This window comes from Streptomyces sp., assembly GCF_036524955.1.
Lineage (GTDB): Bacteria > Actinomycetota > Actinomycetes > Streptomycetales > Streptomycetaceae > Actinacidiphila.
This window is the reverse complement of record NZ_DATDBG010000332.1, coordinates 13,310-30,214: the sequence shown is the minus strand read 5'-3', so window position 1 is coordinate 30,214 and position 16,905 is coordinate 13,310. Positions and strand designations below refer to the sequence as shown.

At 73.9% G+C, this 16,905-nt stretch carries 14 protein-coding genes and 2 pseudogenes; 9 read left to right on the top strand and 7 right to left on the bottom strand.

The window, feature by feature from the left end:
• A pseudogene (locus tag VIW71_RS26330) lies at positions 1-680 on the top strand (hypothetical protein); the annotation flags it as partial.
• Between the two features lie 274 nt (positions 681-954).
• Positions 955-1,215, top strand: coding sequence for a DUF5955 family protein (locus tag VIW71_RS26325; RefSeq protein ID WP_414720854.1), 261 nt, complete (start codon positions 955-957; stop codon positions 1,213-1,215).
• Between the two features lie 17 nt (positions 1,216-1,232).
• On the opposite strand, the gene VIW71_RS26320 is transcribed toward VIW71_RS26325, so the two are convergent.
• On the bottom strand, positions 1,233-2,003 hold the full coding sequence (locus VIW71_RS26320; protein WP_331625135.1) for an IclR family transcriptional regulator: 771 nt from the start codon (positions 2,001-2,003) through the stop codon (positions 1,233-1,235).
• Between the two features lie 133 nt (positions 2,004-2,136).
• Here VIW71_RS26320 and allB point away from each other — a divergent pair, with 133 nt between their 5' ends.
• The gene (gene allB / locus VIW71_RS26315; protein WP_331625134.1) at positions 2,137-3,495 is read left to right on the top strand and encodes an allantoinase AllB; all 1,359 of its coding nucleotides are present in this window, start codon (positions 2,137-2,139) and stop codon (positions 3,493-3,495) included.
• Positions 3,496-3,510: 15 nt separating this feature from the next.
• On the opposite strand, the pseudogene VIW71_RS26310 reads toward allB, so the two are convergent.
• Positions 3,511-4,323: pseudogene (locus tag VIW71_RS26310) on the bottom strand (family 1 glycosylhydrolase); the annotation flags it as partial.
• A gap of 98 nt (positions 4,324-4,421) precedes the next feature.
• On the opposite strand from VIW71_RS26310, the gene VIW71_RS26305 reads away from it, so the two are divergent.
• The 5 genes from VIW71_RS26305 to VIW71_RS26285 all read left to right on the top strand — a co-directional run bounded on the left by VIW71_RS26305 (position 4,422) and on the right by VIW71_RS26285 (position 9,474).
• Entirely contained in the window at positions 4,422-5,717 is a 1,296-nt protein-coding gene (locus tag VIW71_RS26305; protein WP_331625133.1) for an ROK family transcriptional regulator, read from the top strand.
• Between the two features lie 105 nt (positions 5,718-5,822).
• Positions 5,823-6,620 carry an AIM24 family protein gene (locus VIW71_RS26300; protein WP_331625132.1) on the top strand — a complete coding sequence of 266 codons (798 nt, stop codon included), beginning with the start codon at positions 5,823-5,825 and terminating at the stop codon, positions 6,618-6,620.
• Between the two features lie 298 nt (positions 6,621-6,918).
• Positions 6,919-7,542 carry a bifunctional 4-hydroxy-2-oxoglutarate aldolase/2-dehydro-3-deoxy-phosphogluconate aldolase gene (locus tag VIW71_RS26295; RefSeq protein WP_331625131.1) on the top strand — a complete coding sequence of 208 codons (624 nt, stop codon included), beginning with the start codon at positions 6,919-6,921 and terminating at the stop codon, positions 7,540-7,542.
• Positions 7,543-7,765: 223 nt separating this feature from the next.
• Positions 7,766-8,998, top strand: coding sequence for a 3-phosphoshikimate 1-carboxyvinyltransferase (gene aroA / locus VIW71_RS26290; protein ID WP_331625130.1), 1,233 nt, complete (start codon positions 7,766-7,768; stop codon positions 8,996-8,998).
• A gap of 128 nt (positions 8,999-9,126) precedes the next feature.
• The gene (locus VIW71_RS26285) at positions 9,127-9,474 is read left to right on the top strand and encodes a hypothetical protein (RefSeq protein ID WP_331625129.1); all 348 of its coding nucleotides are present in this window, start codon (positions 9,127-9,129) and stop codon (positions 9,472-9,474) included.
• A 196-nt stretch (positions 9,475-9,670) separates the two neighbouring features.
• Here VIW71_RS26285 and iolD read toward each other — a convergent pair whose 3' ends face one another.
• The 5 genes from iolD to VIW71_RS26260 all read right to left on the bottom strand — a co-directional run bounded on the left by iolD (position 9,671) and on the right by VIW71_RS26260 (position 15,786).
• Positions 9,671-11,515, bottom strand: a complete 1,845-nt coding sequence (iolD, locus tag VIW71_RS26280) for a 3D-(3,5/4)-trihydroxycyclohexane-1,2-dione acylhydrolase (decyclizing) (protein ID WP_331625128.1) — start codon at positions 11,513-11,515, stop codon at positions 9,671-9,673.
• Positions 11,512-12,417, bottom strand: a complete 906-nt coding sequence (gene iolB / locus VIW71_RS26275; RefSeq protein WP_331625127.1) for a 5-deoxy-glucuronate isomerase — start codon at positions 12,415-12,417, stop codon at positions 11,512-11,514. The genes iolD and iolB overlap by 4 nt, the downstream gene beginning before the upstream one ends.
• The gene (iolC, locus tag VIW71_RS26270; protein ID WP_331625126.1) at positions 12,414-13,697 is read right to left on the bottom strand and encodes a 5-dehydro-2-deoxygluconokinase; all 1,284 of its coding nucleotides are present in this window, start codon (positions 13,695-13,697) and stop codon (positions 12,414-12,416) included. Before iolC ends, iolB begins: the two co-directional genes overlap by 4 nt.
• Positions 13,698-13,786: 89 nt before the next feature.
• Positions 13,787-14,629, bottom strand: coding sequence for a sugar phosphate isomerase/epimerase family protein (locus VIW71_RS26265; protein ID WP_331625125.1), 843 nt, complete (start codon positions 14,627-14,629; stop codon positions 13,787-13,789).
• A 71-nt stretch (positions 14,630-14,700) separates the two neighbouring features.
• Positions 14,701-15,786 (bottom strand): Gfo/Idh/MocA family protein, encoded by a 1,086-nt coding sequence (locus VIW71_RS26260; RefSeq protein ID WP_331625139.1) that lies wholly within the window; start codon positions 15,784-15,786, stop codon positions 14,701-14,703.
• Positions 15,787-15,938: 152 nt separating this feature from the next.
• Between VIW71_RS26260 and VIW71_RS26255 the strand changes: the two genes are divergently transcribed.
• Positions 15,939-16,706, top strand: coding sequence for a GntR family transcriptional regulator (locus tag VIW71_RS26255; protein ID WP_331625124.1), 768 nt, complete (start codon positions 15,939-15,941; stop codon positions 16,704-16,706).
• The last annotated feature ends 199 nt before the right edge of the window (positions 16,707-16,905 follow it).

Genomic DNA, 16,905 nt, shown 5'->3' with positions numbered 1-16,905 from the left:
CCCCGCACCTCCACGTGCCGCTGCCCTCGGTGCGGCGGCGTGGCGGGGGACGGGTGGGCCTGCTGGCCGGGCTCGCGGTCGTGGTGGCCGCGGGGGTCGCGCTGGCGGGCGGGTTCGACGGGGACGGGCGGGTGGAGAGCGCCGGCCGGGGCAGCGTGCTGCCGGGCGCCGCGCCGGGCGACGGACAGGGCGCCGTACCGGCGCCGACGGACGGACCCACCGGTGGTCCCGACACCCCCGGGACCGGTGGCGGGGAGGCGACCGGGGCGCCGGAGCCGGTGGGCGGCACGGTGTACCGGGGAGTGCGGATACCCGCCGGGTACGGGGTGTCGTACGGGCCGGACACGCTGCTGGTCCGGCCCGGCGCCCTCGGCGGTGCCTTCGGGTACACCGCGGAAGCCGACGCGTTCGTCACCGACGAGCAGCGCGGCACCCTGGCGATGCTCGATCCGGAGCAGCCGGACACGCTCGCCGGGTGCCGCAGCGAAACCGGACAGGTGGTCTCCGTTCCGCGCCGGCTGCTGCGCGACGGTTCGCGGCTGTGCGTGCGCTCGGCGGACGGCACCACCGCGCTGGTCGCGTACCGCCGGCTCACCCCGCCGGGCGCCCCGGACGCGTACGTGACGGTCGACATCACCGTGTGGCGGGTCGCCGAGCGGAGCGCCGAAAACGATCAGTAAAGCTTCCTTTCCACCCCGGTCTTGGCCTGCCGCGAAAGACGGCATGGAATTCAGCGCAATTTTCAACAACGCTGTAGCGCGGATGCCGCCGAGTCGCGTTTACTGATCCGCCCCGGGGTCCGTGGCAGGCGATCACCGGGCGCGGAGAACGAGGCAGGGGTACGTGGTGGGGGAGACTCAAGTGCTCGACGACGACCGCAGCGGTACCGCCGCTCGGGCGGCGGCGGACGGCACGCCCGGGGGTACGCAGTACCCGGCGGGCCCAGGGGCGGGGCTGCGTACGGCGGTCGCCCGGTTGCGGCGCGAACTGTCGGCGTACCGGCCCCAGTTACCGGACCGCGCCGTCGCGGAGGACGGACTCGCCGCGCTGGACCACCAGGCCGCGGCGGCCGACGAGGCGTCCGGCCTGGTCGACATCGAACACCTCCGGCACTCCTTGCTCCTGGTCGCCGCGGCACTCGGATCGGTCAGCGCCCTGGCCGCCCCGGTCAACGCGGTCCGCGAGGCGGTGGAGGACATGGTCCTCCCCCGCTGATCGCGGTCCGGCCGGCCCTAGCCCGCTGACGTGCCGTGGGCGCTCAGCGCGTGCGACAGTTCGCGGGCCACGTCCTGGAGGACCGGGACGATCTTGTCGGTGGCCGCCTCGGTGAGGCGGCCGGCCGGACCGGAGACGGAGATGGCGGCGGGGGTGGGGGAGTCGGGGACGCCGACCGCGAGGCAGCGGACGCCGACCTCCTGCTCGCTGTCGTCCACGGCGTAGCCGAGCCCGCGGACGCGGTCGAGTTCGGCGAGGAAGGCCTCCGGGTCGGTGATCGTGCGCCCGGTGGCCGCCGGCATACCGGTACGCGCGAGCAGCGCCCGAACCCGGTCCGGCGGCACCGCCGCGAGCAGCGCCTTGCCGACGCCGGTGGAGTGGGGCAGCACCCGGCGGCCGACCTCGGTGAACATCCGCATCGAGTGCCGGGAGGGGACCTGCGCCACGTAGACCACCTCGTCGCCGTCGAGCAGCGCCATGTTCGCGGTCTCGCCGGTCGCCTCGACCAGTTCCGCGAGGTAGGGCCGGGCCCAGGTGCCCAGCAGCCGGGACGCGCTCTCACCGAGCCGGATCAGCCGGGGGCCGAGCGCGTACCGGCGGTTCGGCTGCTGCCGGACGCCGCCGCAGGCGACCAGGGTGCGCATCAGCCGGTGGATGGTCGGCAGCGGCAGTCCGCTGCTCGCCGACAGCTCGCTCAGGCCCACCTCGCCGCCCGCTTCGGCCATCCGTTCCAGCAGGTCGAAGGCTCTTTCAAGCGACTGGACCCCACCGGCGCGGTCGGCAGCCATGTACGCTCCCCCTTGGCAATCACGAAATTCAGTTTTCGCTGTGTGGAACTCTACTCGCACTTGACGCCTCGCTGAACGATACCCACCATGGCATTCAACAGAACGTTGAATTTCGCGCGGAGCTGGAGGCCACGTGGTGGAGGAACAGGTGCTGCGCTCGACGCGCGTCGTCACCCCGGAGGGCGAGCGGCCCGCCTCGGTCGCCGTCAGCGGCGGGAAGATCAGCGCGGTGCGGGCGTACGACGCCGCGGTCCCGGACGGCGCGCGCCTGACCGATCTCGGCGACGACGTACTGCTGCCCGGCCTGGTCGACACCCACGTGCACATCAACGATCCAGGCCGTACCGAGTGGGAGGGGTTCGCCACCGCGACGGCCGCCGCTGCGGCCGGTGGCATCACCACGCTCATCGACATGCCGCTGAACAGCATCCCGCCCACCACCAGCACCGGCCACCTGGACATCAAGCGGGAGACCGCCCGCGGCCGGGTGCACACCGACACCGGTTTCTGGGGCGGCGCGGTGCCCGGCAACGCCAAGGACCTGCGACCGCTGCACGACGCGGGCGTCTTCGGCTTCAAGTGCTTCCTGCTGCACTCCGGCGTGGACGAGTTCCCGCAGCTCAGCCCGGCCGAACTCGAAGAGGCCATAGCGGAGTTGACCCGCTTCGACGGGCTGCTGATCGTGCACGCCGAGGACCCGGGGCTGATCGACGGCGCCCCGCAGAAGCAGGGCCCCAAGTACGCGGACTTCCTCGCCTCCCGGCCCCCGGCCGCCGAGGACACCGCCATCGCCGGGCTGATCGCGCTGGCCGAGCGGTACCGGGCGCGCATCCACATCCTGCACCTGTCGTCCGCCTCCGCGCTGCCGCTGATCGCCGAGGCCCGTCGCGAGGGCGTGCGGATCACGGTGGAGACCTGCCCGCACTTCCTCACCCTGACCGCCGAGGAAGTGCCGGACGGCGCCACCGAGTTCAAGTGCTGCCCGCCGATCCGGGAGGCCGCCAACCAGGACGTGCTGTGGCAGGCCCTGGCCGACGGCACCATCGACTGCGTGGTCTCCGACCACTCCCCGTCCACCATCGACCTCAAGCGCAAGGACACCGGGGACTTCGCCGCCGCCTGGGGCGGTATCTCCTCGCTCCAGCTCGGCCTGTCCGCGGTGTGGACCGAGGCGCGCCGCCGCGGTCACAGCGTCACCGACGTCGTCCGCTGGATGTCGGCGGAGCCGGCCCGGCTGGCCGGACTCGGGGCCGTCAAGGGCGCCATCGCCGAAGGGTACGACGCCGACTTCGCCGTGCTCGCGCCCGAGGAGACCTTCACCGTGGACCCGGCCCGGCTGCACCACCGCAACCCGATCACCGCCTACGCCGGCCGCACCCTGCACGGTGTGGTCCGGGCCACCTGGCTGCGTGGCCGGCTGGTCGCGGAGAACGGCTCGGTGACCGCGGAGCCGGCCGGCCGGCTCATCGAACGGCCGGCCGGCGGGAGCTGAGCGGTACGCCGGAGGTCACGCCGCGCGGCGTACCCTGCGGCGGTGCGCTTGCGGGGTTCTCCGCGTACCGCCGCCCGCTGCCCTTGACCGTGCGCTTCTGCGTGGCACGGTCCACGTGCACCAGGCCGGACCGCTTGTCGTAGCCGTCGGCCCACTCGACGTTGTCCAGCAGCGACCAGGCGCAGTACCCGGCCGGCGGCACCCCGTGCCGGACCGCGCGGGCACAGGCGGCCAGGTGCTGCTCCAGACAGGCGACCCGCTCGTGGTCGTCCACCTGCCCGTCGGCGCCCACCGTGTCAGGGTGGGCGGAACCGTTCTCGGGTGACCAGGACGCGGCGCGCGCCGTACTCCTCGGAGAGCCGGACCAGGAGCTGTTCCAAGCCGTCGGCGGTCACCTCCCAGTCCGTCGCGGTCCGCCGCACACCCGGCAGGTACACCGCCTTGGCGTACGGCGCCGGGCCCCTCGGGTCGTCCGTGACGACCCGAGGGGCGTAGTAGTTCAGGCCCAGCCGGTCCAGCGGAGCCGCGACGGACTCCAGGTCACCGTCCTTGACCGGCAGGTCCACGCCGTACGGCTCGACCATCTCCGGCGGGTGGCCGCGCCCGTGGATCGGGCCCGGCCACCACCGGTCGGTGTGTCCGTCCGGCGCACCGGGCGGCGGCGACGTCGGCGTCGCGGTCGGGGGCCGACTCGCACGGGCTCAGGTTGTTGACGACGCCGACCCGCAGACCGGGGTGCGCGGCCCGCAGCGCCCGCACGGCCAAGCCGTGGCCGACGTGCGGGTGGTACGAGGCGCGGACCGCGGCGGTGAGGTCCGTCCAGCCCGGAGTGTTAATTTAAGCCGTGATTTAACATGTGAGAAAAGCTGGCGTCAAGACCTCGCGCAGCGATAGATTCACGCCGGACGCCCTGGAAGGGAGACGCGATGGCTGAGCAGAGCAGGCGCACCGTGCGTGACCTGCGGCGCGGCAACCGCTCGGCGCTGCTGCGGCACCTGTATTTCGAAGGCCCGCTCAGCCGCCAGGAGCTGGGCCGCGACACCGGCCTCAGCGCGGGCTCGATCAGCAACGTCGTCGGCGAGCTGATCGCCGACGGCATGGTCGAGGAGGCCGGCGCCGTCGAGTCCGACGGAGGCCGTCCGCGCATCCTGCTCCAGGTCTCGGCCGGATACGGATACGTGATCGGCGTCGACGTCGGCGAGACCCGGGTCCGCGTCGAGTTGTTCGACCTCGCCCTGACCGAACGCGCCGCCGCCGATCTTCCGCTGTCCGGCAGCGGTCACGACGTCGACCACGTGGTCCGCCTCGCCCTGAAGGGCATCGCGTCCGTGGTCCGCGAGGCCGGCGTCGCCGACAGCGAGGTGCTGGGCGTCGGCGTCGGCGTACCCGGCATCGTCGACCAGGGCGACACCGGGCCCGGCGACGGCGACGGCGTCGTCGTGCACGGCCAGACCGTCGAGTGGGACGCCGTACCGCTGGGCCGGCTGCTGCGGGCCGGCACCGCCCTGCCCCTCTACATCGACAACGGCGCCAAGACCCTCGGCCAGGCCGAGATGTGGTTCGGCGGCGGACGCGGCGCGAGCAACGTCGTCATCGTCCTCATCGGCTCCGGCGTCGGCGCCTGCGTGGTCGTCGACGGGAACCCGTACCGCGGCGCCAGCAGCAGCGCGGGGGAGTGGGGTCACACCACGCTGCGGGTCGGCGGGCGGGTCTGCCGGTGCGGCGCGCGCGGCTGCCTGGAGGCGTACGTCGGCGCTGCGGCGCTGCTCGGCCGCTGGCCGTCCGCGCCCGAGGGGGTCAGCGAGGAGAGCGCGTTCGCCGCGCTGCTGGCCGCCGCCGACCACGACCCCGGGGCCGCGGCGCTCCTCGCCGAGGCGGCCGAATACCTCGGCGCGGGCATCGCCGACCTGATCAACCTGTTCAACCCGCAGCGCATCGTGATCGGCGGCTGGGCCGGGCTGCTGCTCGGCCCGCGCCTGCTGCCCGAGGTGCGCGAGTTCGCCGCCGCGTACGCCCTGCGCCATCCCTGCGCGCAGACCTCCATCGAGCTCGGCCGGCTCGGCGCCGACGCGGTCACCGTCGGCGCCGCCACCCTCCCGCTGGCCCGCTTCCTCGACGCGGGCGGGGAGCGTGCGCAACGGCAGCCCGCGCCGGAGGGGAACCGGCACCCGCGCAGCGCCCCCGCCATGCCGCGGAACCGGATCGCGCGGGCGGTACGTTGACAGGGCGGTACGTCGCGGGGGCGGTACTCAAGGGGGGCCCGCTTCGGACCTCCGTACCCCCGTATCCCGCGCACGACCCGGCACGCATTTCGTGAGGAGCCCGCTGTGACCCTGCGGCAGCAGATCGTCGGCAACGCCATGCAGATGGCCGTCTGCACCCTGGAACCCGGCCAGACGGTGTACTGCGAGGCGGGCAAGTTCCTGTTCAAGACCGCGAACGTCTCGATGGAGACCCGGCTCGGCGGCCCCGGCGGCGGGCAGCAGGGCGGCGGCATGGGCGGCATGCTGCGGCAGGCGATGGGCACCGCGATGCAGGTCGGCCAGCGGGCGCTGGCCGGCGAGAGCCTGGCCTTCCAGTACTTCACCGCGTCCGGCGGTGAGGGCACGGTCGGCTTCGCGGGCGTGCTGCCCGGCGAGATGCGCGCCCTCGAACTCACCGGCTCCCGCGCCTGGTTCGCCGAGAAGGACGCGTTCGTCGCCGCCGAGGCCACCGTGCGGTTCGGTATCGCCTTCGCCGGCGGCCGGGCGGGCACGAGCGGCGGCGAGGGCTTCGTCCTGGAGAAGTTCACCGGCCACGGCACCGTGATCATCGCCGGGGCCGGCAACTTCATCGACCTCGACCTCGCCGACTTCGGCGGCCGGCTCGACGTGGACACCGGCTGCATCGTCGCCTTCGAGGAGGGCGTCCAGTACGGCGTCCAGCGCGTGGGCGGCCTCAACCGCCAGGGCATCATGAACGCGGTCTTCGGCGGTGAGGGCCTGTCGCTCGCCACCCTGGAGGGCAGCGGCCGGGTGATCCTCCAGTCCCTGACCATCGAGGGCCTGGCGAACGCCTTGAAGAAGGCTCAGGGCGGCGACAAGCAGGGCCCGACGGGCGGGTTGTTCTCGACGCACGCGGGGTGAAGCACGGCCTGTTGAAGGGGGGAACCACGCCGTGCGACACGCGGGGTCGAGCGTGCCGCACGGAGCGCCGGATGGCCGTGGGAATCCGGGGGTCGCTGGGGCTGCGGTAGCCGTTCCACGCGGGGAGATTCCGGGACGCCTGGGTCCTCATGCTCCTCTCATGTCACGGTGCGGTGACAGCTGCCGCCTCCCTGGATGTGACGCACCGTCGCGGCGAGTAGCGTGCATCCCCCGTGCACCACGCAGTGGAGCACGGCCTGCCGCGCATGTCCCTCACCAGGAAGGTGGGCGCACCGCCGTGTACCGCTGGGAGATCACCCGGGCCGCACTGGCCCAGCGGGTTTTCGCCACCATACGCAGCGAGAGCTACGACCAGGCCGCCGCGACCGCCGACACGCTGCTGTCGGCCGGGCTCACCACCCTCGAGATATCCCTCACCACCCCGTTCGCGCTGGAAGCCGTCACCACCCTGGTGCGTGAGGTCGGCGACGACGCCGTGATCGGCGCCGGCACCGTACTGGACGCGGTCTCCGCGCGGATGGCGATCGACGCGGGCGCGCGGTTCCTGCTCTCCCCCAACCTGGACGAGCAGGTGCTGCGCACCGGGCACCGCTACGGGGTCCCGGTCTTCCCCGGCGTCTCCACGCCCACGGAGGCGGTGCACGCGATGGAGCTCGGCGCGGACGCGCTCACCCTCTACCCGGCCACCGCGTACGACCCGAGCTGGGTGGTGGACGTCCGGGCGATCATCCCGCAGGCCGCGATCCTGCCGGTCGGCGGCATCACGCTCCAGGCGGCGCCGGACTGGGTGGCGGCCGGCGCGGTCGCGGTCGGCATGGGCTCGGCGCTGACGGACGGGGACCGCGAGACGGTGACGAAGCGGCTGACCGAGCTGCTGGACCGGCTGACGGACTCGCGCTGAGCCCTCGCCGGCGGGTCGGTCACGGGCCCGGGGCGGGCCGGAGCGGCCCGTGGTGCCTCGTGCGGGTTCCTCCCCGCAAGGGCCGTGTTCGGCGGTGCGGGCCGAGTCCGCCGAGTCGTGGCGAGTGCGCCGCGACCGTCGTGAACCGGGGGAAACGGTGCCGTTTAGACTCGCGGCGGGGGACGCACCCCCGTAAAGGAACCGCACGCCCCCGGAGGACCCCGTGATCGTTGCCGTGCCCGGCTCCAAATCGGTGACCGCTCGCGCCCTGTTCCTGGCGGCGGCAGCCGAGGGGACCACCGTGCTGCGGCGCCCCCTGCTCTCCGACGACACGGACGGCTTCGCGCAGGGCCTGGTGAGCCTCGGGTACGACGTCGAGCGCGCCACGGACGAATGGCGGATCACCGGTCGCCCCGCGGGCCCCGCCAGGCAGGACGCCGAGGTGTACTGCCGGGACGCGGCGACCGCGGCCCGCTTCCTGCCCGCCCTCGCCGCCGCCGGCCACGGCACGTACCGCTTCGACGCGTCACCGCAGATGCGCCGCCGCCCCGTCGCCCCCCTCGCGGAAGCCCTCCGTTCCCTCGGTGTCGACCTCACCCACGAGGAGGCCGAGGGCCACCTCCCCCTCACCGTTGTCGCGCGCGGCGTCAAGGGCGGCTCGATCGACCTGGACGCGAGCCTGTCCTCGCAGTTCCTCACCGCTCTGCTGCTGGCCGGCCCGCTGATGGCCGAGGGACTGCGGATCCGCGTCACCGGCATCGTCTCCGTGCCGTACGTGGAGATCACCCTCGCCATGATGCGCCGCTTCGGTGTCGAGGTCGGCCGGGACGGCGACACCTTCGTCGTACCGCCCGGCGGCTACACCGCCACCGACTACCCGATCGAACCCGACGCCTCCACGGCCAGTTACTTCTTCGCCGCAGCAGCCCTCACGGGTCGCACCGCGACCGTACCGGGCCTCGGCACCGACGCCCTGCAGGGCGACCTCCGCTTCGTGGACGTGCTGCGCCGCATGGGGGCCCACGTCGAGACCACCGCCGAGGCCACGACGGTGACCGGGACCGGCCGCCTGCACGGCCTCACCGTCACCATGCGGGACATCTCCGACACGATGCCGACTCTCGCCGCGATCGCCCCCTTCGCCGACGGCCCGGTCCGTATCGAGGACGTCTACAACACCCGGGTCAAGGAGTGCGACCGTCTCGACGCGTGCGCGGAGAACCTGCGCCGGCAGGGCGTCCGCGTCGAGACCGGCCGTGACTGGATCGAGATCCACCCGGGCACCCCCGCACCGGTGGAGATCGCCTGCCACGGCGACCACCGCATCGCGATGAGCTTCGCGGTGGCGGGCATCCGTACGCCCGGTACCACCTTCGACGACCCCGGGTGCGTGAAGAAGACGTTCCCCGGGTTCCACGAGTTCTTCGCCACGGTGCGTACGGAGTGGGGCGTCTGACGGTTCGTACCTCCGTACCGGCGGGGCGACTCGCCGGGCGGCGACCGCCTGCGAAGAACCGTTTCGCCCGGTTCGCCCCGTCCTAGCCTGGTTCCGTTCACCCATCCCGAACGTGAAAGGGAACCCCCGTGCGCTTCCGTCACACCGTCGCCGCCGTCGCCTGCGCCCTCGCTGCCGCCTTCTCCTTCCCCGGCGCCGCCCAGGCGGCCGAGGGCGAGTTCTCGTACACCTACGTGGACGACAACGGCACCGAGCAGACCGCCGTCCTGACCGACCCGGCCGACCAGCAGTGCATCACCCTTCCGGAGGCCGACGACGCGGAGAACACATACCCCGCCCACTCCCCGAGCAACGACACCGACGCCGCCGCGACCGTCTTCACCGGCCCCGGCTGCACGGGCGACTACTTCACCCTGCGCCCGGCCGGCGGCCACGCCTCCGCCCGCCTGAAGCTGCGCTCGGTCGTCTTCTTCTGAGCGGTCTGCGCACCCTGTGGGTGACCGGGCCTTCCTGGCCGCCTGGCTCGACCACCCCGAGTTCCGCACGACCACATGGCGAACCGGAGCGGGGTCGCGCCGGTCACCAAGGACGCCCGGACCGGTGCCGAGCGCGGCCCCTGCGAGCGGTGGGCGTTCGGCAGTCGTACGAGCGGGTGGAGGCGGCGGTCCCGCGCTACAGGCGGGGGCGGCGCCCCGCCGCCGGGCGAGCCGCCTCGTAGGCCGGACGGGCGTCGCGGGCGGCTGCCCGTGAGGAGACCTCCGCCACCGGGACGTCCCACCAGGCCTCGGGCGCGAGGCCCGGCCGGGAGGGGTCGGTTTCCACGTGGACCGCGGTCGGGCGGGGGGACTGGCGGGCCGCCGAGAGGGCGGCGCGCAGTTCCCTGGCGGTGCGGGCGGTGAAAACCTCCAGGCCGAGGCTGGCCGCGTTCGCCGCGAGGTCGACGGGGAGGGGAGGGCCGGTGAAGGAGCCGTCCGGGGCGCGGTAGCGGTAGGCGGTGGCGAAGCCTTCCGCGCCGACCTGTTCGGAGAGGCCGCCGATCGACGCGTAGCCGTGGTTCTGGACGATGACGACGTTGATCGGGATGTTCTCCTGGACGGCGGTGACGATCTCCGAGGGGAGCATCAGGTACGTGCCGTCGCCGACCAGGGCGAACACCTCGCGGTCGGGCGCGGCGAGCTTCACACCGATCGCAGCGGGGATCTCGTATCCCATGCACGAGTAGCCGTACTCCACGTGGTACTGCTCCGGGTCCCGTGCCCGCCACAGCCTGTGCAGGTCGCCCGGGAGCGAACCGGCCGCGTTGACCAGCACGTCCCGGTCGTGCAGCACGGCGTCGAGCGCGCCGATCACCTCGCCCTGGGAGGGCGGACCGCTTGCGTCACCGGCGAACACCGCCTCGGTACGGGCCCGCCATTCCTCCACCGGATACAGGGACGGCGGGGCGTGGTGGCCCGTCAACTCCCAGGCCAGCGCCTCGATTCCGGACCGCGCGTCACCTGTGAGGGCGAGCCCCGCCATCTTGTGCGCGTCGAACGACGCGATGTTGAGGTTCACGAACCGCGCGTCCGCCGCGAACAGCGATCCGGACGCCGTGGTGAAATCCGTCCACCGCGTGCCGATGCCGAGCACCACGTCCGCGTCCCGCGCCGCCGCGTCCGCCGGCCCCGTACCCGTGTGCCCGACGCCGCCGAGCGCGGCCGGGTGGTCCCACCGCAGCGAGCCCTTCCCCGCCTGTGTCTCGGCGACCGGGATGCCCGTGGCCGACGCCAGCTCCGCGAGCGCTCCCGACGCCTCGGAGTGCCGCACCCCGCCGCCCGCCACGATCAACGGCCGCCGGGCCGCCCGCAGCAGGGCGGCGGCCGAGGCGACGGACGCCGCGTCCGGTACGGGCCGGCGCACCGGCCACACCCGGGTGCGGAACAGCGCGTCCGGCCAGTCGTACGCCTCCGCCTGGACGTCCTGCGGCAGCGCCAGCGTCACCGCGCCGGTGTCGGCGGGGTCGGTGAGCACCCGCATCGCCTGGAGCAGCGAGGCGGGCAGCATCTCCGGGCGCCAGATCCGGTCGAACCAGCGCGACACCGGCCGCAGCGCGTCGTTGACCGTGACGTCGTACGCCCAGGGCACTTCGAGCTGTTGCAGCACCGGATCGGCGGGCCGGGTCGCGAACACGTCCCCGGGGAGCAGGAGTACGGGTACCCGGTTGACGGTGGCCAGCGCGGCGCCGGTCACGAGATTGGTGGCGCCGGGGCCGATGGAGGTGGTGCACGCCATCGCCGAGAGGCGGTGGTTCATCCGCGCGAAGCCGACGGCCGCGTGCACCGTGGCCTGTTCGTTGCGGCCCTGGTGGAACGGCATGGCCGCCGGGCCCGCCTCCAGCAGCGCCTGCCCGACCCCGGCGACATTGCCGTGGCCGAAGATGCCCCACATGCCGGCGATCGCGCGGTGCCGTACGCCGTCGCGCTCGGTGTACTGCGCGGCGAGGAAACGGATGAGGGCCTGGGCGACGGTGAGTCTCATGCGTCGGCCTCCGGGGCGGGCGGGGTCGGGTGCGGCCGGGACGCGTACGGCGGAGCCTCGTACAACGGCAGCCGGGGATCGGGGAGCTGGTCCCGCCAGCTCTCCCGTACCCACGCGTGCGCGGGGTCGTCGCTGATCAGCCACTGCCGCAGCGGCCCCGGGCCGGCCATGACGTTGAGGTAGTACATGTCGTAGCCGGGCGCGGCCATGCTCGGGCCGTGCCAGCCGTCCGGCACCAGCACGGCGTCGCCGGACCGCACTTCGGCCAGCAGGTCGGTCCTTCCGCAGGGGGAGGGGTAGACCCGCTGGTAGCCCAGGGCGGACGGGCCGCCCGCGAACTCGTAGTAGTAGATCTCCTCCAGGCGTGACTCGTGCGGGCCCGGCTCGTCGTGCTTGTGGGGCGGGTACGAGGACCAGTTGCCGCCCGGGGTCAGCACCTCGACCGCGATCAGACGGTCGCAGGCGAAGACGCCGGCCGCCGCGAAGTTGTTGACCTGGCGGCTCGCGCCGCCCGCGCCCCGCAGCTCCACCGGGACGTCGGACGCGGGACCGTACCGGACCGGCAGCCGCCGCGTGCAGCGCGCGCCCGCCAGCGCGAACCGGCCGCCGCCCGCGCTGGACAGCGCCGCGTGGCAGTCGCGCGGCAGGTAGCCGAAGTCGGTGACGGACGAGAAGACGTCGGTGCGGCCGTGCAGGGTGACGGACTCACCGTCGGCCAGCACCGTACAGCCGCCCGCGAGCGGCAGCACGATCCACTCGCTGTCGCCGGTCGCCAACGACCGGGAGGCGCCCGGCGACAGGGTCAGGACGCGCAGGCCCGACCAGCCCCAGCCGGCCGAGGCCGGGTCGATCCACAGGTCGAAGCCGTCCCGGGCGGCGCTCCCGGCGGGCAGGTGGGTCACGATCGGCTCCGCGGTGAGATTTCCGGGCCACGCCGTGGGTCACGTCCCGGCTCGCGTTCCGGGTCACGCGTGGGCTTGTGCTCTGGGCTGTGCTTCTCTTCGTGTTCCGCTGCGTGCGCCGTCTCCTGTTCCGGGTCACGTCCCGGCTCGCGTTCCTGGCTACGCGCCGGATCGCGCTTTGGCCCGTGCGCCGGTTCTCGTTCCGGTCCGCGCCGCTGCTCGTGCTCCGGTCCGCGTACCGGATCGCGTTCCCGCAGCAGCGCGTCGATCTCCACCCGGGTCGGCATCGCGTCCGCGCAGGCGAGCCGTGAGGCGACGAGCGCGCCCGCCGCGTTGGCCGCGCGCAGCACCTCCGGCAGCGGGTCCCCGGCGAGCAGCCCCGCGCACAGCGCGCCCCCGAACGCGTCGCCTGCGCCCAGCCCGTTGACCACCTTCACGGGTACCGGCGGGACGGTGTGCAGCGCATCCCCGGTACGCGCCAGCACGCCTTGCGGCCCCCTCTTGACCACGGCCGTGCGCACCCCGCGCCGCAGTAGCAGTCCGGCCGCAGTCTCCGGGTCCCGGCTGCCCACCGCGACCTCGGCCTCCTCCGCGTTGCCGACGGCGAGCGTGGCGTACGACAGCGCGCGGGCGTACAGCGCGGGTGCCTCCCCGGGGTCCGCCCAGAACCCGGGCCGCCAGTCAAGGTCGAACCAGACCTCGCCGCCCAGGCGTTCGCGTTCCTCCAGCGCGGCGAAGACCGTGGATCTCGTGGGTTCCACGGCGAGCGCGGAACCGGTGATCCACAGTGCACGCGCCGCCCGTACGGCCGCCCGGTCCAGGCCGTCCGGGGTGAGGCACTGGTCGGGCGCGACCGGGCGCCGGTAGAAGTAGATCGGGAAGTCGTCCGGCGGGAACAACTCGCAGAACACCACGGGAGTCTGGAGGCCCGGCACGGTCGCGACCAGGGCGTCGTCCACGCCGAAGCGGCGCAGTGCCGTGCGGATGTAGGCGCCGAAGGGGTCGTCGCCGACGCCGGTCAGCACGGCGGCGCGGAGCCCCAGGCGGGCGGCGGCCACGGCGACGTTCCCCGCGGTGCCGCCCAGAAACTTGGCGAAGGTCGTCACGTCGCCGAGGGGGACGCCGCTCTGTTCGGGGTAGAGGTCGACGCCGACGCGGCCGAGAGTGAGGACGTCGTACGCGGGGTTGCCGGTTGCCTCGGGAGGCTCGTCCGCCCTCAACCGCCGGGCGGGCTGGTTGGTTGTCCCGGCGGGTTCGTCGGTGGTTGCATGTGCGGGCACGTCTGCCCTCGGACGCCGCGCCGGTGGGTTGGTTGTCCCGGAAGGGCCGGTTGCCCCGCCGGGTTCGTCGGGCTGGTTCTCCGCGAAGCTCATCGCACTCCCGCCAGCCACTCCAGGGACGCGCGGACGTCTTCCAGGGGGCCGGTGCCCGGTGGGGGCTCCTGGGCGAGGACGGTGTCCTGTTCCATGACGTACCAGCCGGTGTAGCCCGCGGACTCCAGTGCGGAGACGAGCGCGGTGAGGTCCACGTCGCCCTGGCCGAGGGGGCGGTAGAGGCCGTCGCGTACCGCCGCCGTGTACGCCGTACGCCCGTCCCGCACGGCCGCCGCCGGCGCCGCGGCCACGTCCTTGAGATGGACGTGGGCGACCCGGGAGGCGGCGTGGCGGGCGAGGGCCGCCGGGTCCGTACCGCCGACCAGCAGGTGACCGGTGTCCAGGCAGAGGCCGATACCGCTGCCGTCCAGCACGCGCTCCACCTCGGCGGGGCCCTCCACGACCGTGCCGACGTGCGGGTGCAGGGCGGCCGTCACCCCGAGGGAGGCGGCGAGCGCGGCGATCCCGTCGAGCCGCGCCAGCAGGGTGCGCCATCCGTCCGGGGAGACATCGGGCCGGCCGTCGTAACCGTCCCGCCCGGTCGCCGCGGCCAGTACGAGGGTACCGGCGCCCGCCGCCGTGAACCGGTCGAGCGCGGCCCGCACCTCCGGCAGCGGATCGTGGTCCGGCTCGTGCAGCACCGCCGGTACGAAGCCCCCGACCGCCGTCACCCCGCGTGCGGCGAGCAGCGGCCCCGGCAGGAACCCGTCCGGCCCGAACTCACTCGCCGCGATGCCGAGCCCCGACAACTCCTCCAGCACCCGGTCCGGCCGCATCTGGTACCCCCACCCCGGCACCTCGCACACCCCCCAGGAAATCGGCGCCCCAGCGATGCGCACGCGCGGTACGAGACCGGTCGTGCCCGTGTCCGGGCCCACGCGGTCACCCGCGGTCGCGCGCCGGTCCGCGCTCACGCCGGCACCCCTTTCACACCGCCCACGGCGTCCGCGTACGTTCGCGCCGCGGACTCGACTTCCGCCACCGCCACCGGGCGGCCCTCGCGCCGGGAGGTCTCGCAGGCCTCGGCCACCAGGAGGGCCCGCAGCGCTTCACGCCCCTCGCAGGGGTTGGGCTCGGTGCCGCGTGCGACGTGCAGGAAGGTGGCCAGTTCGGCCCGGTACGCGGAGGCGAACCGTTCCAGGAACCCGGGCCAGGGGGAGAGCCGCCGGGCCGTGGCCGGTTCGGCGTACGGGTCCCGCTCGGCCGGCGCACCGGGGGCCTCGGCCGGACGCAGCGGCGTGCGCGGGCCGAGGCCGACCGCGAACTGGTCCTCCGTACCGGCCAGTTCCATGCGGACGTCGTAGCCCGCGGCGTGGTAGCGGGTGGCGGTCGAGGTGGCCAGGATGCCGTCCTCCAGGGTGAGGACCACGGCGGCGGTGTCGGCGTCGCCCGCGGCGCGGAAGAAGTCCGCACCGACGTTGGTGCCGATCGCGTAGACCTCGGTGATCTCGCGGCCGGTGATCCAGCGCAGGAGGTCGAAGTCGTGGATCAGGCAGTCGCGGTAGAGGCCGCCGGACAGGGGGACGTAGGCAGCGGGGGGCGGGGACGGGTCGGAGCTGACCGTGCGGACGGTGTGGAGACGGCCGAGGCGGCCGGCCCGCAGGGCGGCGCGGGCCGCGCGGTAGCCCGGGTCGAAGCGGCGCTGGAAGCCGATCTGGAGGACCGCTCCGGCCGCTTCCACCACCGCGAGGGCGGCGATCGTACCCGCCAGGTCGAGCGCGAGCGGCTTCTCGCAGAAGGCGGGCAGGCCCGCCTGCGCGGCCTTCGCGATGAGCCCCGCGTGCGCGGCCGTGGCGGATGCGATCACCAGGGCGTCGAGCCGGCTGTCGAAGAGCGCGTCCACCGAGAGCGCGCTCGCGCCGTGCGCCGCCGCCACCTCGCGGGCCCGCAGCGGATCCGCGTCGGCGACCATCAGTTCGCCGACGTCCGGGTGCTTCGCCAGCGTCGCGGCGTGGAAGGCACCGATCCGCCCGGCGCCGACAAGTCCGATCCGCATACCGATCCGCATATCTGCTCCTGCCCCTTCGGAAGAGGAGACGTGACGGCCGCGCGCCCTCCCAACCTCCCGCGCGGCCCGGCCCCATGTCAACGTATTGTCCGGACATAAGGACTTCCGGTCATGATGCCGGGCCGATACGCTCCCCCCCCGTGCCCAAGCACGAGCCCCCGCGCGAGCCCGCGCGTCTGCGGCTCGCCGTCGACCGCGCGAGCCCGGTACCGCTCTACTTCCAGCTCGCCCGGCAGTTGGAAGCGGCCATCGAGGACGGCGTGCTCACCCCGGGCAGCCTGCTCGGCAACGAGATCGAGCTGGCCGCCCGGCTCGGCCTGTCCCGGCCCACCGTCCGGCAGGCCATCCAGTGCCTGGTCGACAAGGGCATGCTGGTCCGCCGCCGCGGGGTCGGCACCCAGGTGGTGCACAGCACGGTGGCCCGCCCCCTCGCGCTCAGCAGCCTGTACGACGACCTGCTCGCCGCAGGCCTGCACCCCACCACGCGGGTGCTGCACAACACCCGCGGGCACGCCCCCGCCGAGGTCGCGGCAGCGCTGGACCTGTCCGAGTCCGAGCAGGTCACCGTCGTGCGCAGGCTGCGCCTGACCGGCGGCGAACCGGTGGCGTACCTGTGCAACTACCTGCCGTGCGACCTGCTGGACCTGCCCGACCGAGAACTGGAGGCCACCGGGCTGTACGCGCTGATGCGGCTCCGCGGCATCACGCTGCACAGCGCGCAGCAGACCGTCGGCGCCCGCACCGCCACCGACGAGGAGTGCGGGCTGCTCGGGGAACCGCCGGGTGCCGCGCTGCTGACGATGGAGCGCACCACGTACGACGACCGGGGGCGGCCGGTCGAGTTCGGCAGCCATGTGTACCGGGCTTCCCGGTACACCTTCGAGTTCCGGCTGCTGGTCCGCGCGTGAGGCGGTGCCCGGGGGCCCTGCGCCGGCCCTCGCGCAGGGCCGCCCACAGCCCGTACGCCCCTGCCCGAGGCCCGCGGGTCAGCGCTCCGTACCCCTTGACGGATACTTGGGCCGCCGGGATGGTCGCTCGCAGCACCTCGTTGCACATCATCCCCGGCCGCACCAGAGACAGCACGGAAAGGCAGGGCCAGGTGGCGAA